The sequence below is a fragment of the Streptomyces mirabilis genome, from assembly GCF_018310535.1.
Lineage (GTDB): Bacteria > Actinomycetota > Actinomycetes > Streptomycetales > Streptomycetaceae > Streptomyces.
The window spans coordinates 710,573-734,064 of sequence record NZ_CP074102.1 but is presented as its reverse complement, the minus strand read 5'-3'; the positions used below and the strand labels follow the sequence as shown (position 1 = coordinate 734,064).

The following is a 23,492-nucleotide window of genomic DNA, read 5'->3' as shown; positions in this document are numbered from 1 at the left end:
CGTTCTGTGAGTTCGAGGAGTTCGGGAAGGTCGTCGAAGCCATGACGCGCACGCTAGGCCGACTTCACTGACATCCTGTGTCAGTGAAGTCCAGTCGGCTCCTCTCGATCCTCCTGCTGCTCCAGACCCGCGGCCGGATGACCGCCGCCGACCTCGCCGAGGAGCTCGACGTCTCGGTGCGCACGGTCTACCGGGACGTCGAGGCACTGAGCACGGCGGGCGTCCCGTTGTACGGCGATGCCGGGCACGCCGGCGGCTACCGCCTCCTCGACGGCTACCGCACCCGACTCACCGGCCTCACGGAGGGGGAGGCCGAGGCCCTCTTCCTCGCCGGCGTCCCCGGCCCCGCCGCCGAGCTGGGCCTCGGCCCGGTCCTGGCCGCCGCTCAGTTGAAGGTGCGCGCCGCCCTCCCGCGCGAGCTGCGCAAGCACGCCGACCGGATCAGCGGCCGCTTCCACCTGGATGCCCCCGGCTGGTACGCGGACGCCGACGACACCCCGTACCTCCCCGCCGTCGCCGACGCCGTCTGGAACGCGCGGGTGCTGAACGTCCTGTACCGCCGCTGGCGCGAGCCCACGGATGTGCGGCGCCGCCTGGAGCCGTACGGCCTGGTCCTGAAGGCGGGCCGCTGGTACGTCGTCGCGGGGCCTGGACCGCGTACGTACCGCGTAGACCAAATTCTCGAACTCACGTCCACCGACGAGGAGTTCAGTCGCCCGGAGACGTTCGACCTGGCCGCTTACTGGACGGCGTACCAACGGGAGTTCCACGACCGCCTGCACCGCGCCGAGGCCGTGATCCGGGTGGCGCCGGGGACCCGTCTCACCGGTCCGGCGGCGCGAGCCGTCCAGGCCAACGGTCGCGCGGATCACGACGGTTGGACGCGTGCCGCCGTACCCATCGAGTCCATCGAGCAGGCCCACGACGAATTCCTTCGACTGGGCGCGGCGATCGAGGTGCTGGAGCCCGCCGGACTGCGGGACCGCATCGCGCACACGGTGGCGGCACTGGCCCGCCTGTACGCCTAGCGAGCACTTGCACACAGGTTCCTGGAGGCGGCAACTCCCTTGTACTCGGCGGCAACTGGGGGAGCAGAAGCAGTCTGTCCTCTCAGGAGGTAACCATCGTGCAGCACCCGCACAGGCAGCACCGCAGACGCGCCATCGGCTCGGCCCTGGTGGCCACGGCCTCCCTGATCGCCGCCGGGCTCACCGCCCTCGGCACCGGCACCGCGCAGGCGGCCACCGCCCGCCAGGTGGAGGCCCTCGACCGGGGTGTCGTCAGCGTTCACACCGACAGCGGCAACCTGGTCAGCTGGCGCTGGCTCGGCACCGACCCGAACGACGTGTCGTTCAACGTCTACCGGGCCGGTGCGCTGGTCAACCCGACGCCGATCACCGGCTCCACGAACTACTTCCACTCGGGTGCGCCCGCCCAGGCCGACTACACGGTCCGCGCGATCGTGAACGGCGTGGAGCAGGGCGACTCGGTGCACGCCGTCCAGTTCCGTACCGGATACAAGGACGTGCCGATCACCCCGCCCGCGGGCGGCACCACTCCCGACGGAGTCGCCTACACCTACGAGGCCAACGACGCCTCCGTCGGCGATCTCGACGGAGACGGCCAACTCGACTTCGTTGTTGGAGTGGACGCCCGAGCCGGTCAGCAGGCGGGTGTGTGGCGCTTTCCCTTCAGGCCAGTCCACCCCGTCCGGCCGTGCGGGGAGCCCGCCCGTTCGTGCGGCGGCACGGACGTTTTCCCGCCTGGACGGAGGCACTTCCTTGTCCGGCACCAGATAGAGGCATGGCCGGGACCGGGGCCATCAACTCCCGCGCGACGGGTCCGGGAACTCCGTACTCGGCGGCTGTCTCGTGAACGAGCCGCCAGTCGATCCATGTCATGCCCGCGATCGTGCCATGGGCCACTGACATGTCGCGGATCGTCGAATACGACGGCATCTTCGGCGCGAACCTTCATGGCAGCCGGGCAGATCCATTTCAGGTGACTTCCTCATCCGCCTCAGGGGACTCGACCGCTGCCGCGCTCGAGATGAAGCTCCCGAGCGCTCCCCGCTTGAACCGGTGGATTATCCGCAACTCGCCGCCTACCGGCGTCAACCGCCGATGCAGGGCCCGAGCTTCGCGTACCCGCAACTTCTGCGTGATCACCACGGTAGAGAGGTGGTTGTCGTCGAGTGAGTCGAGTGAGGGGACGAGCATCCGTGGATGTGTACGAGGCCGTGGACAGTCGCCGGGCTGTGCGGGCGTTCAGCGATGAGCCGGTGTCCAAGGAGGTACTCGAACGAGTGCTGGCTGCGGCGACGCGTGCTCCGTCGAGTGGGAACCTCCAGCCGTGGCACGTGTTTGTCGTGACCGGCGAGCCCTTGGCTGAACTGAAGAGGCGCGCGACGGCCAGGGCACTGGCGGGAGACCCGGGGGATGAGCGGGAGTATCCGATGTACCCGGCCGCACTGACCTCGCCCTATCTGGACCGCTTTTCCGCCGCGGCCGCCCAGCGGTACAAGGCGCTGGGAATCGGGCGCGACGACCCGGACAGGCCCATGAAGATCGCCGCCTTGAACTCGGAGGCGTTCGGGGCGCCGGTCGTACTGTTCTGCTACCTCGACCGGACGATGGGGCCCGGACAGTGGGGGGACGCGGGGATGTACTTGCAGACGGTCATGCTGTTGCTGAGGGCGGAAGGGGTGCACAGCTGCCCCCAGGTGATGTGGACGATGTATCGCAAGACCGTCAGTCAGATCGCCGGAGCGGATGACGGGCTCGTGCTGTTCTGCGGTGTCTCGGTGGGATTCGAGAAGGAAGGCGTGCCACGGCTGCGTACCGGCCGGGCGGACATGGCAGAAACAGTGAGCTTCATCGGAGCGTGACTGCCCGAGTGCGGGCCACTGGCGGTGCGCGTGCCGAAGTCGGCGCGCGCCCCACCCTCTCGGATCAGCTCACCGAGCAGGCCTGGTCTCCCAACTTGAAGGACATGGGTCTGGTGTTCGCACCCGTCCAGCCGGCCGTGAAGCCGAAGCTCACCGATGAACCCGTCGCCACGTTCGCGTTCCAGGTCAGGTTCTTCGCCGTGACCGTCGTGCCCGACTGGGTGGCGTCGGCGTTCCAGGCCTGGGTGATCTTCTGTCCGTCCGCGAAGGACCAGGCGAGGGACCAGCCGCTCCAGGCGGTGGTGCCGGTGTTGGTGAGCGCCACGTCGGCCTGGAAACCGCCCGACCACTGGTTGGTGATCTTGTACGTCACCGCGCACGCGCCCGTCGGCGGGGGTGTCGGATCCGTGCCGCCGCCCCCATCCCCGCCTCCGGTGTCCGAACTGTCGCCGTAGATGATTCCGCGCCCGTTGGTCGCGATGTACACGCGTCCGTAGATCCGCGGGTCGCCGGTGATGGCTCCGCCGGTCCAACCCCACTGGTGGGCGTCGTCGTTGATGCGGGTCCAGCTCGCGCCCTTGTTCGTCGAGCGGAAGATGCCACGCACCCCGCCGATCTTCGCGCTGGTGTAGAGCGTCTGGTACGAGGCACCGGTCGCCGCCTTGCCGAAGCCGATGGTGTCGGCCTGGTCGACGTTCGACAGCTTGGTGAAGCTCGCGCCGGCGTCCGTGGAGTGCCACAGCCCGTACGGGCCGTCGCTCGCGCCGCCCGCCAGCCACACGTCGCCCTTCGCGCCGGGCAGCGCCTTGAAGCGCACGCTGTCACCGCTCGGCAGTCCGCCGGCGGCGGAGGCGGTGAATGTGGCGCCGCCGTCCGAACTGACGTAGAACTTGCCGGACTTGAACGCGTAGAAGGTCTTCGGGTCGACCCGGTCCGATTCCACGATCGCGCCGGCCGGGATGCCGCCGGACGCCGACCACGACGTACCGAAGCCGGTCGTGTACTGCACGCCCGCGCCCGCCGGGCTCCACACGAAGCGGCTGCCGTCGGACGCCGCCGCGACCGTGCCGCCGCCGCTGACGCCCGAAGGGTCGGTGCCCGCGAACCAGTTGGCGCCGTTGTCCGTGGAGAAGGCGATGTGCGGGCCCGAGTCGAGGCTGCCGACGCGCACCACCGTGTTCGGGTTCGTCTCGGCGTAGTCGAGGCTCGTCGTCGTGGTGAAGTTCGGCGAGGTGTACATCATCGACGGCACCTTGGTGAGGTCCGTGTGCCGGAAGCCGCTGATGTCTCCGAGGGCGCTGAGGAGGGTGGCCCCGGAGGGTGGAGAGGCAAGGTCGTTGACGGCCGTCTCCTCCAGGCCCTGGACCATCGGCCGAATCGTGAACTGGCCGCCGCTGTCCCAGTTCGTGAGGTTCTCGGTGCCGTAGATCGTCGCGCCCGTTCCGTACATCATCCGGGCGGAGTTGAACGGATCGATCTCCAGCCCCTCGGTCATCCAGCCTAGTTTGGGGGCCTGCTCGGGGGGTGACGGGTTCGCGTCGAAGGTTAGCCAGGGCACGGACGACACGTCCATCGTGTAACGGTTCGAGCGGTTCGGGTACGAGGTGTAGTCCCAGGCCTTCGTCCAGGTGCCGCCGCTGTCGGTGGATCGGAAGATCTGGGTGTCGGGCCACCACGAGCTGTACGCCGTGGTCATCACCGTGCCCGGGTGCTGCCGGTCGAGGGTCAGTCCGCTGAATCCGTAGTAGGTGTCGCCCTCCGCGACCGGGCTGATGTTCGTCCAGGTCCCGGTCCTGGTCGCGTACCGCCACAGCTGGCCCTTGCCGCCGTCGTACGGGCCGCCCTTGTCGCTGTAGGCGAGGTAGAGGTAGCCGTTCGTGGCGTCGAGGACGCCCTTGTGGGCGAGGTAGCCGGTGGGCTGTCCTGGCAGCCGGGACCAGGTCGCGCCGCCGTCCGTCGAGCGGTAGACCGCGTTGTCCTTGTCGGCGACCCCGACGTAGATCGTCTGCGTGGCGCTTCCGGAGGTGCCCGTCGACTCGTCGAAGGTGACCCAGACGATTCCCTGGTTGTCGGAGGCGTAGCCGCTGGTGTCGGTCGCGTCCTGCACGTAGTTGCCGACGTTCGGGAAGTTGGTCACCTGCGACCACGTGACACCCGAGTCCGTCGACCGCCACAGACCCTTGCCGCTGGGCGCGCCGAGGTACAGCACGCTGTCCTTGTCGGGGTCGATCGCGAGGCGCTCACCCATGCCCCGGCCCGGCATGTTCCCGCCCAGCTTGAAGGGCAGGTCCGTCTTCTGCCAGCTCGCGCCCCGGTCTGCGGAGCGCAGCACGGCACCGTTGCCGGGGTCCCAGCTGTTCGTGTACGTGCCGACCGCCGCGTACACCTTGTTCGGGTCGACGGAGTCGGACGCGAGGCTGACCACCCCGGTGTGGCCCCACTGGTCCCAGCCGATCGAGTCCGTGAGCGGGGTCCAGGTCTTCGTCGACTCCTGCCAGCGGTAGGCGCCGCCGATGTCCGTACGGGCGTAGGCGAGGTTCTTCTCGGAGCGGTTGAAGACGATGCCGGGGACGAAGCCGCCGCCGTCGATCCGGGCGTTCTTCCAGGTGTACGTGTCGGCGGCGAGCGTCGTTGTCGGGGTGCTCGCGGCGAGGGCGGACGGGCTGCCCGCCAGTAGGCCGGCGGCGAGGGCCAGTACAGCGGTGAGGATGCGGGTTCTTCGCACGGTGGGGTCCTCTCTGAAGGAGGGCATGACGACCGGGCGGCCCCCAGTGCGGGCGGGGGCCGCCCGGCGAGGTGGCCCCGTCGTCAGGTGACGGGACCACGCACGCGGAGCTTCGGGCGCCCGGAGAGGCGCGGTGCTGGGCCTCGCGCCCGCCTGGGGCGCGGGGAACTGCGCGACCAGCCGCAACCGGCCCGCAGCTCAAGTACCGCCTTTCCCTCGGAGCGCCCGGCGGGGACTATTCGAGAAGCTCCGCGTACGAGCCCATGGCCAGGGCGATGTCCGCCTGGGCCCAGAACCGGTGGTACGTGAAGGAGGGCGCGGCTCCGCCCGCCAGATAGGCCTCGATCTTCGACCAGTTCGGGTCGTTCTTGTAGAAGGATCTGAGCGAGGTGAAGGTGGAGGAGGAGTTGATCGTGTCGCCGTTCGGCATCTTGCCGCTCCAGCCGCTCGGGACGTAGACCGTGTCGTCGAAGCGGTTGTAGTCGGCACGGGTCTCCGGGACCGCGATGCCCAGGCTGTCCTGGTAGTTGCTCCACATGCCGTCGAGGAGTGCCTTCGCCGTCGTCTTCGCCTGTGCGTTGCCGGACTTGGCGGCGTAGTACGACAGGGTCTTGGCGTACGCGGCCGCCACACCCACGTCGTTGGTGTAGTCGGCGACCGTCACGTGAAGTCCGCTGTTGGCGCCGGGACTCGATGCGTTCCAGGTGTCCGGGGCGCCGGACCACTGGAGCGTGGAGGGGATCTGGTAGGTGCCGTCCGGGTTGATCGTGGTCTTGGACAGCGCCCAGGAGACCCACTTGTCGAGGATCGCCTTCGCGCTCGCGTTCCCCGTCTGCTGGTAGTACTCGGCGACCCGCTCCATGGACCAGGCCTGGAAGCCGAACCACTGGTTGGACGGCGGGTCGTGGTACACGGGCTGCTGGTCGTAGTACATGCCGTAGAAGGTCGGTGTCCCGGCCGGCGGGGTCGCGTAACGGCCCGCCCAGCTGTTGGTCGCGCCGCCCGCGATGGCGCCCTCGTTGGACTGCAGCCAGCGGTAGAACTCCAGCTGCCGGGTGAGGGAGTTACCCCAATCGGCCGCACCGGTCGCGGACTTGGGCTTCAGATCGGCGTACGAGCTGAGCGCGTACGCGGCCAGCGGGTTCTGGTAGCCGCCGTGGACATGGCTGGAGCCGATGCGCCAGGCCCAGCCCGCGGAGGTGTCGGTCGCGCCGCCCCAGGCGTAGTACCAGGAGAGCAGATAGTGTGAGGCGTCCTTGCCGGTGCCGGCCGCGCAGGTCGACGGGCCGACACAGTTGCCGATCTTCTTGAAGTACTTGTCGTACATGGCGTAGCGCAGATAGTCGCCCATCTTCGCCGCCTTGCCGACGGTCGCGGACACATCGCCGCCCTTGCCCTGCGCCTTGGCCCACACGTCGGCCCAGTACGCGGCCTGCACGGCCCGTGCGTCGGCGTCCGGCGCGTCGGTGTACTTCCACTGCTTGGCGTACGAGGAGTCCCCGGTGAAGAGGTCCAGGTAGCCGTTCGTGGAGCCGTACTTGAAGGCGTCGCAGGTCGGCTGCGGCACGGTCTCCCACACCGACTCCTGCGCGCCGCGCTGGAAGGTGTTGATGTACGACGGTCCGGTCGCGGTCGGTCCGGCCTCGCACTTGCCGGGCTCGTTGCCGTAGCCGTAGACGTTGTCGACGTCCTGGAGCCAGTGCATGCCGTACACGTCGTCCGTGCCGTACGCGCTCTTCAGCTCGGCCGCGATCGGGTCGGAGCCGACGGAGACGCCCGTGTCGAGCTTGGCCGGGTACTCGTTCGGAGTGTCCAGCTCGGGCGCGTACGTGGCCGGCTTCGAGGCGTTGTAGAAGGAGTTCGTCGGCTGGTCGGCGTGGGTGGGGATCATGTACGTCTCCATGGTCGTCCACGCGGCGTTGAACTTGGACCAGTCGCCGGTGACCTTCCCGTACATCGCCTGCAGCCAGATCAGATAGCTGTACGCCTCCGACGTCGTCTCATGACCCTGGTCCGGCGCCTCGACGATCAGCGTCTCCACCGAGTGGTAGGGGATGCCCTCAGGGGAGAAGTAGCCGTTCGCCGGGTTGGTGATCTTGCCGTAGAGGTCCAGGAAGCGCGCGTCGTACGCCTTCGACGCGGCCAGCTCCGTCACGGTGACCGTCGCCGTGGCGTACCCGGTCGCCGAGGCCGTGAAGGTCGCGGCGCCGGTCCCGGAGGTGTCGGCGGTGATGGTGACGTTCTGCGCCGTGTTCCAGTTGGCCGTGGTGAAGGTGAGCGAGGCGCCGCCGGTGACGGACAGTCCCGTATTGCCGTCCGTACGGGCGGTCGTCACCGTCACGTTCGCGGCCGGTTGTTTCGAAAGCTGTACGGCGAACGTTCCCGACTTGCCCTGCTGGACACCGAGTTGGGTCGGCGAGGCCACCACGGCGGGACCCGAGGCGACCGTGATGCCGACCGGTGTGGACGTCGCGGAAGCACCCAGGCTGTCGTACGCCTTGGCCATCAGCGAATGACCGCCGACGGTCAAGCTGGAGGTCGACAGCGTGTAGGGGGAGCTGGTGTCCGTGCCCAGCAGGGTCGTGTCGTCGTAGAACTCGACCTTGCCGATCGTCGCATTGTCGGCGGCCGCCGCGGTCGCGGCCAGCGGGATCGCGTCGCCCTGCGTGTAGACCGCGCCCGCGGCCGGGCTGGTCAGCACGGTGACCGGCGGCTGGTGGGCGCCGGTGCAGGTGGTGCCGTTGATCGCGAAGGAGGCGGGCGCCGTGTTGGTGCCGCTGTAGGTGAACTGCGCGCCGGTGGAGACCGCTGCCCCGGCGGCGATCGCCCCGTTCCAGGAGGCGTTCTTCGCGGTGACCGTCCTGCCGGACTGCGACCAGGTCCCGTTCCAGCCGCTGGTCAGCGTCTGGTTGCCCACGTAGTCGTACGTCAGGGTCCAGCCGTTGATCGGGTCGGTGCCCCGGTTGGTGAGCGTGAGATCCGCGGTGAAGCCGGAGCCCCAGTCATTGGTCTTGTAGTCGACGCTGCACTGAACTCCTGCCGCCTGAGCGGGAGTTGAGCCATTCGTGAGCATGGTGAACGGAAGCGCGAGGGCCGCCACCACGGCGGTCCACAGGCGCCGGGTCCTCCGGCGTCTGCTTCTGGAACTCGGTTGCATGTCCTGGTTCCTCCTTGCGGCTCGGAGAAGTGGGGGCGGAGCAGCAACAAGCCTTGAACCAGTGGGAGCGCTCCCATATTGGAGAGGGGGGTCGAAGGGGTCAAGGTGCTTGAAGAGTCGAAATTGTTCGATTGATCAACAGTGCGACGCCTCTGTCCTTTACTGACACTTGGCGCTAACTTCATCCGCACCAGTGGGAGCGGTTCCATCAGTCGACGCGTCCGTCACGACGCGCCCGAGCTGCAAGGAGTCGCTCATGCGACACCCTCCGCGTTCAGGACTTTTAGTGGTCGGCGCCGCGGTCGCCCTCGTGGGCACCGCGATCGCGCCGGTCGTCACGGCTTCAGGAGCCACACCCGCGTGCACGGTGGACTACTCCGTCACGAGCCAGTGGGACACCGGCTTCCAGGGCGCCGTGAAGATCACCAACAACATGGCCGCGCTCAGCGGTTGGAGTCTCACCTTCGACTTCGCGGGCGGTCAGAAGGTCAGCCAGGGCTGGAACGCCAAGTGGTCCCAGTCCGCGACGACGGTCACCGCGGTCAATGAGAGCTGGAACGGTTCGCTGGGCTCAGGGGCCAGTGTCAGCGCCGGGTTCCTCGCCTCGTGGTCGGGGAGCAACGCCGTACCCACGACGTTCAAGCTCAACGGGACGACGTGCAACGTGGACACGGAGCCGTCGCCTACCCCGACGGACCCGCCGCCCACGACCGGCACGGCACCGAAGCTGCACGTCTCCGGGAACAAGATCGTCGACGCCGACGGCACGCCGCGGCGGCTGCTCGGCGTCAACCGCTCAGGCGGCGAGTTCATGTGCGTCCAGGGATACGGCATCTTCGACGGCCCGGTCGACGACGCCTCGGTCAAGGCGATCGCCGACTGGAAGGCCAACACGGTCCGCATCCCGCTCAACGAGGAGTGCTGGCTCGGCCTGTCCAACATCAAACCGGAGTACGCGGGCGCCAACTACATCTCCGCGGTCAAGGACCTGGTCGCCAAGGTCGAGGCACACGGGATGACGCCGCTCGTCGAACTGCACTGGAACTACGGGCAGTACACCGGAAACTCGGCGGGCTGCTCCGACGTGCACGCCACCTGCCAGAAGCCGATGCCGGACGCGCAGTACAGCCCGGCGTTCTGGTCCTCGGTCGCCAGTACGTTCAAGGACGACCAGGCCGTCGCCTTCGACCTGTTCAACGAGCCCTACCCGGACCGCGCGACCTCCACCACCGCCCAGGCGTGGGCCTGCTGGAAGGACGGCGGCACCTGCCCGGGCATCGGCTACGAGGTCGCCGGGATGCAGGACCTGGTCGACGCGGTGCGCGGCACCGGTGCCAGGAACCTGATCCTGGCCGGCGGGCTCGCGTACTCCAACGACCTGAGCCAGTGGCTGACGTACAAGCCCAGCGACGCGACGGGCAACCTCGCCGCCGCCTTCCACACCTACAACTTCAACACCTGCGCCAGTGAGAGCTGCTGGAACTCGACGCTCGCCCCGGTGGCGGCCCAAGTCCCGCTCGTGGCGGGGGAGATCGGCGAGAACACCTGCTCCCACGGCTTCATCGACACCGCGATGAAGTGGTTCGACGACCGGGGGCTCTCCTACCTCGGCTGGACCTGGAACACCTGGGACTGCTCCTCCGGTCCCTCCCTCATCTCCAGTTACGACGGCACTCCCACGTCGTACGGAGTCGGGCTGCGTGATCATCTGCGCGCCCTCAACGGATGACCGGTGCGCGCCCTCAACGGATGACCCGCGCAGGAATCAGACGCACACCCGCGCAGGAATCAGACGCACACCCGCGCAAGAAGTCAACGGACACCCGCACAAGAAGAGATGGGAACCCGCACTCATGAGTCGTACCAAATCCGCGCTCTTAGGGGCGCTCGTCCTGCTCGCCGGCGCCTCGGGCACCGCCGTGGCGGCCGTTCCCGCGGACCCCGCCGGGATCGCCGCCATCCCCTGCACCGTCGACTACAAGGTGCAGAACCAGTGGGACACCGGCTTCACCGCCGCCGTCACGGTCACCAACAACAGCGCCGCCAAGACCTCCTGGGCGGTGAAGTGGGCGTACGCCGGGAACCAGAAGGTGACCTCGGGCTGGAACGCGAAGATCAGCCAGAGCGGCACCGCCGTCACCGCGGCCAACGAGACCTACAACGGGGCGCTGGCGACCGGCGGTTCGGTCAGCTTCGGCTTCAACGCCTCCTACAGCGGCACCAACGCACTGCCCACCTCCTTCACCCTCGACGGGGTGACCTGCAACGTCGACGACGGCAGCGGTGGCGGAGGCGGCGGAGGGGGCAGTGACCCCTCCGGGAGAGTCGACAACCCGTACGCCGGTGCCAAGGTGTACGTGAACCCGGAGTGGTCCGCGAAGGCGGCGGCGGAGACCGGCGGCAGCCGGATCTCCAACCAGCCCACCGGCGTCTGGCTCGACCGGATCGCCGCGATCAACGGGGCGAGCGGCAGCATGGGCCTGCGCGCCCACCTCGACGCGGCGCTCGCGCAGAAGGGCAGCGGCGAAGAGGTCGTCCAGCTGGTCGTCTACGATCTGCCCGGACGTGACTGCGCGGCCCTCGCCTCCAACGGAGAGCTCGGCCCGACGGAGATCGACAAGTACAAGACGCAGTTCATCGACCCGATCGCGGCGATCCTCGCGGACAGCAAATACGCCTCGCTGCGGATCGTCACGACCATCGAGATCGATTCGCTGCCGAACCTCGTCACCAACACCGGCAGCCGGGCCACCGCCACCCCGCAGTGCGACACGATGCTCGCCAACGGCAACTACGTGAAGGGCGTGGGCTACGCGCTCGCCAAGCTCGGCGCGATCCCGAACGTCTACAACTACCTGGACGCCGGCCACCACGGCTGGATCGGCTGGGACGACAACTTCGCCCCGTCCGCCACCCTGTTCAAGCAGGCGGCCACCAGCGAGGGCGCCACGGTCGACGACGTCGCCGGGTTCATCACCAACACGGCGAACTACAGCGCCCTGAAGGAGAACAACTTCACCATCAACGACACGGTGAACGGCACCTCCGTCCGCCAGTCCAAGTGGGTCGACTGGAACCGCTATGTCGACGAGCTGTCCTTCGCCCAGGCCTTCCGCAACCAGCTCGTGTCGGTCGGCTTCAACTCCGGCATCGGCATGCTGATCGACACCTCCAGGAACGGCTGGGGCGGCGCCGCCCGGCCCACCGGTCCCGGCGCGACGACCAGCGTTGACACCTACGTCGACGGCGGGCGCTACGACCGCCGTATCCACGTCGGGAACTGGTGCAACCAGGCCGGTGCCGGTCTCGGCGAGCGCCCGCAGGCCTCCCCGGCCACCGGGATCGACGCCTATGTGTGGATGAAGCCCCCGGGTGAGTCCGACGGCTCCAGCTCCGCCATCGCCAACGACGAGGGCAAGGGCTTCGACCGGATGTGCGACCCGACGTATACGGGCAACCCCCGGAACAACAACAACATGTCCGGCGCGCTGCCGAACGCCCCGCTGTCGGGGCACTGGTTCTCGGCGCAGTTCCAGCAGCTGATGACGAACGCGTATCCGCCGCTGTAGGGCGCCCGACCTGGTGATCCGCCGGGGGTCAGGCCTCCTGGGCCAGCCCCCGGCGGATCGCGAACTCCACCGCCGAGTAGTCGCCGTCCGCCCGCTCCAGCTCGTAGGGCACCGCCGGATACAGCGGCGGCTGAGCCATGAAACGAGGGCGCGTGCCGTGGTGCGGCTGTGCCGCGTGCACCAGGAACGGGTGGCAGAGAAATACGTCGCCGGGGTGGCCGGTGGCGTGGGCGAGCGGGCGGTGCGCGGAGGCCTCGGCCACCTTCGGGCCGAGTTCGAGGAACGAGGCGCCCGCCTCGCCGTACGGCTCCAGAACCGGGGGCACATCGAGGTGCGAGCCCACCCTGATACGGGTCGGGGCGTCGGCCTCGGTCACCTCGCTGAACAGGAAGAGCATCAGCAGCGCCCGGCCCCGCGAGCGGAGATTGGAGTGGTAGAGCGTCTCGCCGTCGGGGAGGTAGCTCCCTTCGATGTGCCAGCCCGCGTCGTCCGGCTCCTCCGTGTGCGGGAACCGCAGCGGGAAGCTGCCCAGCGCATAACGCGGCTCCCAGCGTCTCTCGCCGACCAGCAGATCGAAGGCCTGGTGCAGGGCGGGGGAGTTGGCCGCGGCGGCGAAGGGGCCCTGCGCCATGCTGCTCACCCAGTGCACGGGATCCTTCCAGGTGCCGGGGTCGTCCGGGTCGTAGCCCGTCTCCTTCCACAGCAGCCGGGCGCAGCTCTCGGCGACGCGCGGCGGGAAGGCGCCCTCGATCTTCACGAACCCGTCCTCGAGGAACCGCTCCACCATCTCGTCGTCCATGGGGCCATGCTCGGGGACGGACCGCTTCGGACGCATCAGATTTTCCGACCGCTGTTTTTGCTGTTCGCGCAACATCGTTGGCCGTCTCCGGGAGCCGAGGAGCACGCTGTGTACGCACCCGGACGAGAGGCGGACCACCATGGCGCACGACCACCACCACAAGCAGGAGAACGCCCAGCACGCTCACGACCACACCCACATGGACTTCGCCAGGATGATCCCCATGCTGGAGCAGGAGGCGGAGCTCTTCAGCCCCCAGTACACCGAGGCGGCGGGCTGGTTGCGGGATCAGCGGTCCGGGACCGGGCTGATCGTGGACGCGGGCAGCGGCCCCGGTGTCATCTCCTGTTTTCTCGCGGACGCCTTCCCCGCGGCGCGGGTCGTGGCCGTGGACGAGGTGGAACCCCTGCTGGAGCGGGCCCGCGCCCGCGCCGACCGGCTCGGCGTCGGCGACCGCTTCAGTACCCTGCGGGCCGAACTCGGCGGCGGACTCGATGAGTTGGAGTATCCGGCCGACCTTCTGTGGGCGAGCAGGTCCCTGCATCACGTGGGCGACCAGCGCGCCGCGCTCGCCGGTTTCGCGCGCGCCCTTGCGCCCGGCGGCACCCTCGCCCTCATGGAAGGCGGCCTGCCCATGCGCTACTTCCCGCGCGAGATCGGCATCGGCCGCCCCGGCCTTCAGTCCCGCGTCGACGCGGTCCACGACGAGTGGTTCGGCCGGATGCGGGACGAGCTGCCCGGAGCGGTGCGAGAGACGGAGGACTGGCCCGCTCTGATGGCCGCCGTCGGCCTGCGCCACACGGCGACCCGCACCTTCCTCGTCGACCTCCCCGCCCCGGTCTCGGACGAGACGCGCGCCTTCGTCGTCACCTCTCTCACCCACCGCCGCGACGCCCTCGCTCCCGGCCTCGACGCGGACGACCTCGCCATCCTCGACCGTCTCCTCGACCCGGACGACAAGGTGAGCGTGTTCCACCGGCCGGACGTCTTCCTGCTGACGGCGCACACCATGTACGTCGCGGTGAAGCCGGAGTAGTTCCGGCCGGTCAGCACGTGCCCGGGCGCGCGTACACGGTGACCCGGGCGCCCTGGACCCGGCGGGTGCCGCACTTCTCGAAGTACGTGGCCAGGACCCGCCGTTTGACGATCTCCCCCGGGGTCGCGTCGAGCGGCTGCCCCGCGGGATCGCTCACGGCGACGATACGGGTCGCCGTGATCATGCGGGCGCGGATGACCGGTGCCGGAACCTCGCTGCCGTACAGGGTGTGCGAGGCGGCGGGTGTACGGTCGAGGGCCAGATCGCGCAGCCCGCGCACGGATCCGGGGTCGGGCAGGGACCACACCCGGCGCCGCGCCGGCAGATAGAGGACCCCGTCACCCGGCGCACCGGCCTCGGCGACGGCGCGGGCGATCGCGCCCACGTCGTCGACCCGGCTCTGCGGTGCACGCAGCTGCAGGGTGACGGGGAGCAGCGCGAGAACGGCCATGCCCGCGCAGGCCAGAGCCGCCGTGCGGGTCCGCCGGGCCCGGGTGAGCCGGTCCAGCGCCGCGCCGGTCAGCAGGGCGGTGCCGCTCTGGCCGTAGAGCACATAGCGGTCCACGTACAGGGGTGTGACGAGCGAGACCAGCAGGAGCAGCAGGGCGGGCAGGACGAGGAGCCCGAGCGCGAGGGCGGGCAGCCGCACGCCCCGGAGTACGCGCGAAGTGGTGTTCCGGCACATCGCCGCGCAGACCAGGGCGACGGCGGCCGTTCCCGCGAACCCCGCGAGCGCTCCGGCGCCCGGTCTGCCGATCCACGACACCTGATCCGACTGCCGCGTACTCAGGACGGCGAGCGGCGCCGCCGCCCCGGCCCAGGCCCGGCGGGCGGCGCGTGGCACGGCGACCGCGTGTGCGGTGAGCGCCAGTACGGCGAACTCGTGCAGCAGCCCGGCCGCCACCAGCACCGCACCGTAGGCGACCCAGGTCCGGCCGTCCCGGCTCGCCACCGCCCGCACCAGCAGATACGTCGCCCACACGACCAGCGCGCACACGATCGCGTACGACCGGCCCTCCTGCGCGTACCGCTGGACCTGTGGCAGCAGCGCGAAGACGGCCCCCGCGAGGAGACCCGCGCGGGGGCCGGCCAGTCGGCGTCCGAGGAGGGCCAGCGTTCCCGTCGCCGCGGCCGTGGCGAGGACCGACGGGAGCCGGAGCACCAGGAGCGGGTCGAGCCCGCCGGTGACCTCGAACAGCAGGTGCATGAGCAGGTAGTACAGGCCGTGTACGGCGTCGGCGCCGGCGAGCGTGGACCACAGGTCGGGCAGGGACCGCCGTGCCATGTCGTAGGTCACCGCCTCGTCCCGCCACATCGTGCCGCCGCGCCGTATGCCCCACAGTCCGAGGGTGAGCGAGAGCAGGGCGGGGGCGTACACCGTCAGTGGGGTGCGCGGGGCGGGCGACGGCAACCGTGCGGGGGCGAGCGGCGGTCTGGAAGTGTGTGTGGTGGCGATGGCTGACTCCGGCGCGTGGTCGATGCCTCGCGGTCCCCTCCGACGGGGCCCCGAGGACGTGCACCGTCGAGTCCAGCCGCCGGACGATTGATGGGCAGCCCCGTCGCGGGGCACCTATCAATGCAGGTGGGGAGCGGTGCCGACGGATCGGGCCGCCGTGGACGGGGGGAGTCACCGGTGGGACGCCGAGAGAAGCCGTTGGACCCGGCGCAGGGCGCGGTGGCGCGGTTCGCCTTCGAGCTGCGGGGGCTCCGCGACGAGGCGGGCGCTCCGACGTATCGCGCGATGGCCCGCCGGGCGGGCTACTCGGGGCCCACACTGTCCGCCGCGGCGGCGGGCGAGAAGCTGCCGACCCTGCCGGTGCTCCTGGCGTACGTCAGCGCGTGCGGAGGGGACAGCTCCATGTGGGAGCGGCGCTGGCGCGCGGCGCTCGCGGACGAGGCGGGCACGCCCGCACCGGACGACGCCGAGGGCCCGTACCCGGGACTCGCCCGGTTCGAGCCCGCCGACCAGGACCGATTCCACGGCCGCGACGACCTGATCGCCGAACTGCTGCGACTCGTCGGCCGCAGGCGGGTGTCGGCTGTCGTCGGCGCCTCGGGCAGCGGCAAGTCGTCCCTCTTACGGGCGGGGCTGATACCGGCGCTGCGCACGGCGGCCGATGCGAGGGAAGCGGAGCCGGCCGCCGCGGTGCGGACGCGCGCGTCGCTCCCCGGCCGACGCAGGTCCCCCGTGGCCGCATTCGGGACCACGGCCACCGAGCCCACTCCGCCCGACTCCGACTCCCGGCTGTCCGCCACGCACCGTCCGGCCCCCGCCGCCATCCGCATCCTCACCCCCGGCGCGCACCCGGCCCGCACCCATGGCGCGCTGTTCGTCCCGTACGACGCGCCCGGCGACACCCTGCTCGTCATCGACCAGTTCGAGGAGCTCTTCGCGCTCTGCGCCGACCCCGGCGAACGGGCTCTGTTCATCGAGCGGTTGCTCACGGCGTTGGACCCGGCCAGCGGACTCCGCGTGATCATCGGGGTTCGCGCCGACTTCTACGGGCGGTGCGCCGAACACGGCCCGCTCGCCGAGGCGCTGCGGGATTCCACCCTGCTCGTCGGGACGATGACCCCGCAGCGGCTGCGTGAGGCGGTGGTCCGGCCGGCCGTCGCGCAGCGCGTCGTCGTCGAACGCGCCCTCACCGCACGCATCGTGGCGGACGTGGCCGGCGAGCCGGGCGGTCTGCCCCTGATGGCCCACGCGCTGCGCGAGATCTGGCGGCGCCGCAGCGCCCGCACCCTCTCGCTGGCCGCGTACGAGGCGATCGGCGGCGTCCAGGGCGCCGTCGCGCACACCGCCGAGGAGGTGTACGCGCGCTGCACCCCCGTCGAGGCGGCTGCCGTACGGGCACTGCTGCTGCGGCTGGTGAACCCCGGTGACGGGGCCGAGGACACCCGGCGGCCCGTCCATCGTGACGAACTGGGGGATGCCGACACCACGGCACGGGTGCTCGAACAGCTGGTGGCAGCACGCCTGTTGACGGTCGACGGCGACACCGTCGACCTCGCGCACGAGGCCCTGATCAGTGCCTGGCCCCGGCTGCGCGGCTGGGTGGACGAGGACCGCGAACGGCTGCGGCTGCATCGCAGGCTCACCGAGGCGGCGCGCACCTGGCAGCAGCTGGACCGGGACGCCGGGGCCCTCTACCGCGGGCTGCGCTTGACAGCGGCGCGGGAGGAATTCGGTTCCGGACAGGGCGAGTTGAGTCCGCTGGAGAGGAACTTCCTGGGCGCGAGCGTGACGGCGTACGAGTCGGGTCGTCACGCCGCCGCCCGCGCGGCCCGCCGTCTGCGGACTCTGACCGTGTCTCTCGCCGTGCTGCTCTGCCTCGCCGTCGTGGCCGGTGTGGCCGCCTGGCGGCAGAGCGGGGTCAGCGCACGGCAGCGGGACGAGGCGGAGGCCCGTCGGGTCGCTGCCTTCGCGGACACGCTCCGGCCGACGGATCCGCGCGCGGCGATGCGTCTCGCGCTCGCGGCCTGGCGGACCGCGGACCTGCCCGAGACCCGCGAGGCGGTCCGGACGGCCGCCGCCCAGAGCGACCAGGCCGCCTTCACCCAACCCGCACAGGTCCGCGACCTCAACGCGCCGTACTGGCTCGGCTCGGACGGCCGGATCTTCACAACGGTAGTACAGGGCAAGGCCGTTCAGTGGGACGTAAGCCGTCAGCGGCAACTGCGTGAGGTCGCGTTGCCCGGCCTCTCGGAGGGGATCACCGACGTGAGCGCCGACGCACGCTGGATCGCGTACCGCGGTCGCGACGGCGCGACGGTCAGGAATCTGGCCAACGGCGCGAGCCACCGCATCGCGCCGGGACCCTGGACCGACACGGACGGGGCGTTCGGGCCGAGCGGACGCACCTTCGTCGTACGGCGCGAGGGGCGCGAGGCCGGAGACGAGCGTGCCACGGTCGAGGTGTGGGACGTACGACGGGAGCGGGTCCTCTTCCGGTACGCAGGGGGCGATCCGGACGGACCGCTGCCGGTACTGAGCCCGAACGACCGGTTCCTGGCCTGGTGCACCCATGACGGTGAACAACTGCGCGTCTGGGACGTCGTCGAACGGCGCCGGGTCGCGACCGATCCGCCCGCGCGGACGCAGCGGCTGCTGTGCCGGTCGGACGAGTTGACCTTCACCCCCGACAACCGCGCGCTGGCCGCGGGAACCACGGACGGCGTCGTCACCTGGGACTTCCATGCCGACCGGGGGCGTCCCCTGCTGCCGATGCCCGGCGAGGGCGTCAACGCGGTGGCATTCGACCCCACGGGCGCCTACGTCCTCACCTGGGGTTCGGCCGGCCTGGCCCTGTGGCGTACGGACGGTCCGGCCCCGGCGGACGGCGGGCCGCGCAGGCCGGTCGTCACGTTCCCCGTCGAGACGCCCGCCGTCACCGACATCCGGCTCGACCCGCGTCAAGGCGTGTTGCGCTACCGCGAAGGCTCCCAGGCAGGAGTCGTACGCACCCTCTCGCTGCATGGGCTCATCAGCCCGGCGTGGCGGAAGAAGGAGCGGACCGAGGCCGCGTTCGACGCCGACGGGAAGCCGGCCGCATCCGCGCCACGGTATGGAGCCCGTGCCGTCGCCGCCGACGGCACAGTGCACACCGCCGTCAACACCCGCGACGGGATCCGCGTCACACGACAGGGCCCGCACCCCGGCTCCCGCACCATCGGAACGCGGACCGAGGACGCCATCGCGATCGACCCGGCAGGGCGCACGGTCGTGACCGCCGAAGGGGCCCTGATCGACGTCGGGACGGGCAGGCGCAGGAAGGGGTTCGCGGGTGAGGATCTCCTGCGCACCGCGGTCTTCAGCCCCGACGGACGCTTCTTGGCCGCCGCCGACACTCAGGGGCGCCTCACTCTGTGGGACGAAGGCGGGCAGCACCGGATCGCCGTCCTGGCAGCCGCCGACTCCACCGTCGAGCGGCCTGCCCTGGCTTTCTCGGCCGACGGTTCACTGCTGGCCGCGAGCCGGGCCGACGGCTCGGTCCGCGTGTGGGAGACGGCCTCCCCGCGACTGGCGGGAGCGACCCTGCCGACCGGTGACGGACCCGTCCTCGCGATCGGATTCACCCCGGGCGATGGGGAGTTGCGCATCGCGACGGCCCATCTGCCCTGGCGTACCGCGCAGTTGACGCCGGAACGTGCGGCGGACGATGTGTGCGCCCGGGCGGGGGGCGGGGCCACCCGGACCGAGTGGCGCAGATATCTTCCGGACGTGCCCTACCGGCAGACGTGTTGAGGGAGGTCGGCGGCTCTGCCCTTGACTTCGAGAGAGCTCCACGTGATGTACTCCCGCTGGTCTTCACACACATACCGGGGTATCCATGACCGCCTCACCTGTCGCACTCATCACCGGTGGCGATGGGGGTACCCCCTGCTCGAGCGAAGCCGAGAGCTTGGGGGAGGTATCGGCGCCGCGGTCGCGCGGCGACTGCTCGATGCCGGCCACCGGGTCACGGTCACCGGCCGCGGTGAGGAGCGGCTTCGTGCCTTTGTCGAGGAACTTGGACGTCCCGAGGGGCTGTTGACGGTCGTCGGGCACGCGGCCGAGTACGACCAGGTGCGTGCCGCGGTCGAGCTGACGCTCAAGGAGTTCGGCCGCCTCGACACCGTCGTCGCCAACGCGGGCTTCGCCGCGCACGACACCGTCGCCGGCGGTGACCCGGCCGGCTGGCCCGAGATGGTGCTGACCAATGTGCTCGGTCCCGCGTCTCCTTCAGGGCTTCCATCGACGCCCTGAAGGAGACGCGGGGCCGGATCGTGCTGGTCGGGAGTGTGGCGGGCCACGTCCACGGTCCCGGCAACTTCTACGGGGCCACCAAGTGGGCCGTGACCGGGCTTGCCGAGAACGCACGTCGCGAGGTGACCGAGTTCGGTGTCGGCGTGACCCTGATCTCGCCGGGCCGGGTGGAGACCCCGTTCTGGGACAGCACCGGGAGCCTGCCACCCGGTCATCTGCTGACGGCGGACCAGCTCGCCGAGTCGATCGTCTGGGCGATCGGACAGCCGTCGGGCGTCGATGTGAACACCGTGGTGGTACGTCCGATCGGCCAGCCCAACTGACGTCGCAACCGCGGACGCCTCAGTTGTCGCGGAAGCCTCAGTTGTTCTGCAGGAACTGCTTCGCCAACGAGTCCCCGAGCGACACCGCCGCGCTGTGACTCTCGATCGGCGACACCTGGGAGTTCTTGAACAGGATGTACGTCACCCCGGAGTCGGCCCCGCCCGTCGCAGGGTCGGGGTCGATGCCGAGGGCCTTCGCCGTGGCGTACGACGCCTCACCGATGATCTTCGTGGGTCCGGTGTCGCCGACCACCGCGTACTCGACCTTGTTGTTGTAGATCACGGCGACGACACCGCCGCCCTTGATGCCGTAACTCGTGTACTTCCAGATGCTGCTGGTGCTGGGCACGACCACATACGGCAGTGACTCGGCGCGCAGCGGCTTCCCGTCGGACTGGTGGAACGCCGTGTCGTCCTGGAACCAGGGGTCGGCGTCGCCGTTGCACTTGCTGGTGACCTGACCGTCGCAGTCGATGTCCATGTCGGCCTTCCAGAACACCGCGCCGTTCTTGCCGCACACGGGGATGGTGGCCGAGGTCTCGTCGTCGGTCTTGTACTTGCCGCTCGAAATCTGCGAACAGGACGTCACTTTGGCGAGCAGGTCGGCCGCGCTGACCGAACCCTCCTGGGCGGAACGGGGGGTGACGGAGCCCGACGCGCTGGCCGGGAGTGCCGCGGTGGCGAGGAGCGCGGCACCGGCGACGGCCGCGAGGGTCAGTGTTCGAGAGCGCACTGTGGGGGACCCTTCTGTTAGGAAAGTTTCCTTACCGGGTTGCCGTACAAGGTGGCCCTGCTTGCATGACCGCGTCAAGCCCCCCAGCGGAGTTGGTCCGGTCCAGGAGCTGAAACCGGCGTGGAGGGGGGTGTCGATGCGTGTCGATGCGTGCGCGGGAGAACGCCGCCGGCCCGGACGCGCGGTGCGCGTCCGGGCCGGCGGCGGGGTCGGGGCAGGTCAGCCCATGGGGATCAGGCTCAGCCCATGTCGAACGTCGCCGGGTCGGGACCCAGGCGACGGTCCTCGTTCAGCGCGCTGATCGCCGCGATGTCCTCGGTGTCGAGCGAGAAGTCGAAGACTTCGATGTTCTCCTTGATCCGGGACGGGGTCACGGACTTGGGGATCACCACGTTGCCCTGCTGGATGTGCCAGCGCAGCACGATCTGGGCCGGAGTGCGGTTGTGCTTCTGGGCGATGGCGACGATCGCCGGGACCTCCAGCAGGCCCTTGCCCGAACCGAGCGGGGACCAGGCCTCGGTGGCGATGCCCTGCTCCGCGTGGTACTCGCGGGCCGCGTGCTGCTGGAGGTGCGGGTGCAGCTCGATCTGGTTGACGGCCGGGATGACGGACGTCGCCTCGATCAGCTTCTCCAGGTACTCCGGGTAGAAGTTGGAGACTCCGATGGCCTTGACCCGGCCGTCCGTGTAGAGCTTCTCGAAGGCCTTGTACGTGTCGATGTACTTGCCCCGGGACGGCAGCGGCCAGTGGATCAGATACAGGTCGAGGTAGTCCAGGCCGAGCTTCTCCAGGGAGGTGTCGAACGCGCGGAGCGTCGAGTCGTACCCCTGGTCGCTGTTCCAGAGCTTGGTGGTGACGAAGAGGTCCTCGCGGGGGATGCCGGAGGCGGCGATGGCCTTGCCCGTGCCCTCCTCGTTGCCGTAGATCGCCGCGGTGTCGATGCTGCGGTATCCGGACTCCAGCGCCGTGGCGACGGCCTGCTCCGCCTCGTCGTCCGGGACCTGCCAGACACCGAAGCCCAGCTGCGGCATCTCGACGCCGTTGTTCAGGATGATCGGGGGGACCTTGCTCACGAGCTCTCGATCCTTCAGTCGTCGGGTGGTACTCACATGGTCAACGATCACCGGTCGTCATGCATTCCTGACCGGCGGATTCGCTGTGGATTCCTGGTGAGGGTCGGAGATTGGCCGGAAATGGATCCGACGTTATCGGTCCGGACCATTGACCGGGTTCCGTCATCCGACCACTCTGTAGGGCGTCACCGAACGGGTTCATGAACTCGGTGCATGCATGTGAACACCAGCACCTGTCTGGGCTCTACACCCCCCACCCATCAGGAAAGCAGGTATGCGCACATGAACAAGAGCGCCCTCGAAGGCCGCCGCGCGGAGCATGTCATTCGGGAAACATCGGAGGAAAGGGTCTGGGAGACCCCCGGGTATCTGGTCGTCGAGACCGCCCTCGAGGTCACCGCGTACGCGCTCGGCGACCGCGTGGGCCCGGTGGCCGAACGGGCGCCGGCCGGGCGACACCTGGCGCGTACGGCGTAGCCCCGCGGCTGTCGGACCGTGACCGCGACACCGGCGCGCGACGACGGTGCCGCGGCCCCTTGGGGAACCGCCGAGTTCACCGAGCGGCTGCGCGCCGTCGCCGAGGACCGCTACCACGACCGTCATCCCTTCAACATCCGCATGCACCAGGGCGAGTTGACCCCGGCCGAGCTGCGCCGCTGGATCATCAACCGCTTCCACTACCAACGCCACATCCCCGTCAAGGACGCCCTGATCCTGGCCAAGTTCGACGATCCCGCACTGCGGCGGATGTGGGTCCGCAGGATCCAGGACCACGACGGCACGGCCGTCGGGCGGGGCGGCATCGAACGCTGGCTGCGGCTGGGCGAGGCCGCCGGCCTCGAACGCCCGGCGCTGTGCGACGCCGCCCGGGTGCTGCCCGGCGTCCGGCTCGCGGTCGAGGGCTACGTTAATTTCTGCCGACTGCGCCCTGCGCTGGACGCGGTCGCCGCCTCCCTCACGGAACTGTCCGCACCGGGACTGATGCGCACGCGGATCGCCGCGTTCGAGCGGTATTACCCCTGGATCGAGGCCGAGGGGCTCGCGTACTTCCGTACCCGCATCGGGCAGGGCGGCCGTGACAGCGAGGAGGCGCTCGCCCTGGTCCTGGGCTGGGCCCGCACCCGTGAGCAGCAGGAACGGGCCGTGGCGGCGCTGACGTTCAAGTGCGAGGTGCTGTGGGCGCTCCTGGACGCGGTGGACCGGGCGAGCGACTCCGTGCCGACGGGCACGTCGGACGGGGTGTCGCGGGGTGGCCCCCGGGGCGACGCGGCCGCCGCACCGGAGGGCAGCCCGCCGCGCGCGCCGGGTCGCGGCCATCGGGGTGCGTCAGGGGAAGGTCCGGTTCACCTGCCGGGTGCCTCCGGCGGGGTGCCGGGGGGTGCCTTGTCCGCACAGGCGCCGGGCTCGCCCGCGCAGGTCCGGCATCCCGGTGCGCGGCCCGTGC

At 70.1% G+C, this 23,492-nt stretch carries 12 protein-coding genes and 4 pseudogenes; 10 read left to right on the top strand and 6 right to left on the bottom strand.

The window, feature by feature from the left end; translation table 11 throughout:
• The first annotated feature begins 83 nt into the window (after positions 1-83).
• The 3 genes and pseudogenes from SMIR_RS03315 to SMIR_RS03305 all read left to right on the top strand — a co-directional run bounded on the left by SMIR_RS03315 (position 84) and on the right by SMIR_RS03305 (position 2,887).
• Positions 84-1,028: a helix-turn-helix transcriptional regulator gene (locus tag SMIR_RS03315; RefSeq protein ID WP_168497482.1), complete on the top strand. Its 945-nt coding sequence runs from the start codon at positions 84-86 to the stop codon at positions 1,026-1,028.
• A gap of 98 nt (positions 1,029-1,126) precedes the next feature.
• Positions 1,127-1,675, top strand: a pseudogene (locus SMIR_RS03310) (rhamnogalacturonan endolyase family protein); the annotation flags it as partial.
• Positions 1,676-2,221: 546 nt separating this feature from the next.
• Positions 2,222-2,887, top strand: a complete 666-nt coding sequence (locus tag SMIR_RS03305; protein WP_168497484.1) for a nitroreductase — start codon at positions 2,222-2,224, stop codon at positions 2,885-2,887.
• 64 nt (positions 2,888-2,951) lie between these two features.
• Here the strand turns inward: SMIR_RS03305 and SMIR_RS03300 are convergent, their stop codons facing one another.
• Both SMIR_RS03300 and SMIR_RS03295 read right to left on the bottom strand, forming a co-directional pair.
• Positions 2,952-5,612, bottom strand: coding sequence for a cellulose binding domain-containing protein (locus tag SMIR_RS03300; RefSeq protein ID WP_212726479.1), 2,661 nt, complete (start codon positions 5,610-5,612; stop codon positions 2,952-2,954).
• Positions 5,613-5,847: 235 nt separating this feature from the next.
• Positions 5,848-8,769 (bottom strand): glycoside hydrolase family 48 protein, encoded by a 2,922-nt coding sequence (locus SMIR_RS03295; protein ID WP_168497488.1) that lies wholly within the window; start codon positions 8,767-8,769, stop codon positions 5,848-5,850.
• Positions 8,770-9,025: 256 nt separating this feature from the next.
• Here SMIR_RS03295 and SMIR_RS03290 point away from each other — a divergent pair, with 256 nt between their 5' ends.
• Positions 9,026-10,498 carry a glycoside hydrolase family 5 protein gene (locus SMIR_RS03290; protein WP_168497490.1) on the top strand — a complete coding sequence of 491 codons (1,473 nt, stop codon included), beginning with the start codon at positions 9,026-9,028 and terminating at the stop codon, positions 10,496-10,498.
• 124 nt (positions 10,499-10,622) lie between these two features.
• On the top strand, positions 10,623-12,338 hold the full coding sequence (locus SMIR_RS03285) for a glycoside hydrolase family 6 protein (RefSeq protein ID WP_212726478.1): 1,716 nt from the start codon (positions 10,623-10,625) through the stop codon (positions 12,336-12,338).
• Between the two features lie 28 nt (positions 12,339-12,366).
• Here SMIR_RS03285 and SMIR_RS03280 read toward each other — a convergent pair whose 3' ends face one another.
• Positions 12,367-13,137, bottom strand: coding sequence for a phytanoyl-CoA dioxygenase family protein (locus SMIR_RS03280; RefSeq protein WP_249938333.1), 771 nt, complete (start codon positions 13,135-13,137; stop codon positions 12,367-12,369).
• Between the two features lie 139 nt (positions 13,138-13,276).
• On the opposite strand from SMIR_RS03280, the gene SMIR_RS03275 reads away from it, so the two are divergent.
• The gene (locus tag SMIR_RS03275; RefSeq protein ID WP_168497496.1) at positions 13,277-14,173 is read left to right on the top strand and encodes a class I SAM-dependent methyltransferase; all 897 of its coding nucleotides are present in this window, start codon (positions 13,277-13,279) and stop codon (positions 14,171-14,173) included.
• A 10-nt stretch (positions 14,174-14,183) separates the two neighbouring features.
• Here the strand turns inward: SMIR_RS03275 and SMIR_RS03270 are convergent, their stop codons facing one another.
• On the bottom strand, positions 14,184-15,551 hold the full coding sequence (locus SMIR_RS03270) for a glycosyltransferase family 39 protein (protein WP_249938332.1): 1,368 nt from the start codon (positions 15,549-15,551) through the stop codon (positions 14,184-14,186).
• A gap of 255 nt (positions 15,552-15,806) precedes the next feature.
• On the opposite strand from SMIR_RS03270, the gene SMIR_RS03265 reads away from it, so the two are divergent.
• Together SMIR_RS03265 and SMIR_RS44815 are read left to right on the top strand one after the other, a co-directional pair.
• Complete coding sequence (locus tag SMIR_RS03265) at positions 15,807-19,418, top strand: WD40 repeat domain-containing protein (RefSeq protein ID WP_212726476.1); 3,612 nt, start codon at positions 15,807-15,809, stop codon at positions 19,416-19,418.
• A gap of 85 nt (positions 19,419-19,503) precedes the next feature.
• Positions 19,504-20,242 (top strand): annotated as a pseudogene (locus SMIR_RS44815) (SDR family oxidoreductase).
• Between the two features lie 37 nt (positions 20,243-20,279).
• On the opposite strand, the gene SMIR_RS03255 reads toward SMIR_RS44815, so the two are convergent.
• Complete coding sequence (locus SMIR_RS03255) at positions 20,280-20,975, bottom strand: glycoside hydrolase family 75 protein (protein WP_168497499.1); 696 nt, start codon at positions 20,973-20,975, stop codon at positions 20,280-20,282.
• A gap of 239 nt (positions 20,976-21,214) precedes the next feature.
• Positions 21,215-22,006, bottom strand: coding sequence for an aldo/keto reductase (locus SMIR_RS03250; protein ID WP_168501415.1), 792 nt, complete (start codon positions 22,004-22,006; stop codon positions 21,215-21,217).
• Between the two features lie 366 nt (positions 22,007-22,372).
• Between SMIR_RS03250 and pqqA the strand changes: the two are divergent.
• A pseudogene (pqqA, locus tag SMIR_RS44810) lies at positions 22,373-22,468 on the top strand (pyrroloquinoline quinone precursor peptide PqqA); the annotation flags it as partial.
• 75 nt (positions 22,469-22,543) lie between these two features.
• Positions 22,544-23,254, top strand: a pseudogene (gene pqqC / locus SMIR_RS03240) (pyrroloquinoline-quinone synthase PqqC); the annotation flags it as partial.
• Positions 23,255-23,492 lie beyond the last annotated feature (238 nt).

Bases quoted from the DNA above. Each gene is read 5' to 3' on its own strand.
- SMIR_RS03285 (WP_212726478.1), top strand. From the start codon at position 10,623: ATGAGTCGTACCAAATCCGCGCTCTTAGGGGCGCTCGTCCTGCTCGCC.
- SMIR_RS03250 (WP_168501415.1), bottom strand. From the start codon at position 22,006: ATGCCGCAGCTGGGCTTCGGTGTCTGGCAGGTCCCGGACGACGAGGCG.
- SMIR_RS03290 (WP_168497490.1), top strand. From the start codon at position 9,026: ATGCGACACCCTCCGCGTTCAGGACTTTTAGTGGTCGGCGCCGCGGTC.
- SMIR_RS03280 (WP_249938333.1), bottom strand. From the start codon at position 13,137: ATGGACGACGAGATGGTGGAGCGGTTCCTCGAGGACGGGTTCGTGAAG.
- SMIR_RS03275 (WP_168497496.1), top strand. From the start codon at position 13,277: ATGGCGCACGACCACCACCACAAGCAGGAGAACGCCCAGCACGCTCAC.
- SMIR_RS03295 (WP_168497488.1), bottom strand. From the start codon at position 8,769: ATGCAACCGAGTTCCAGAAGCAGACGCCGGAGGACCCGGCGCCTGTGG.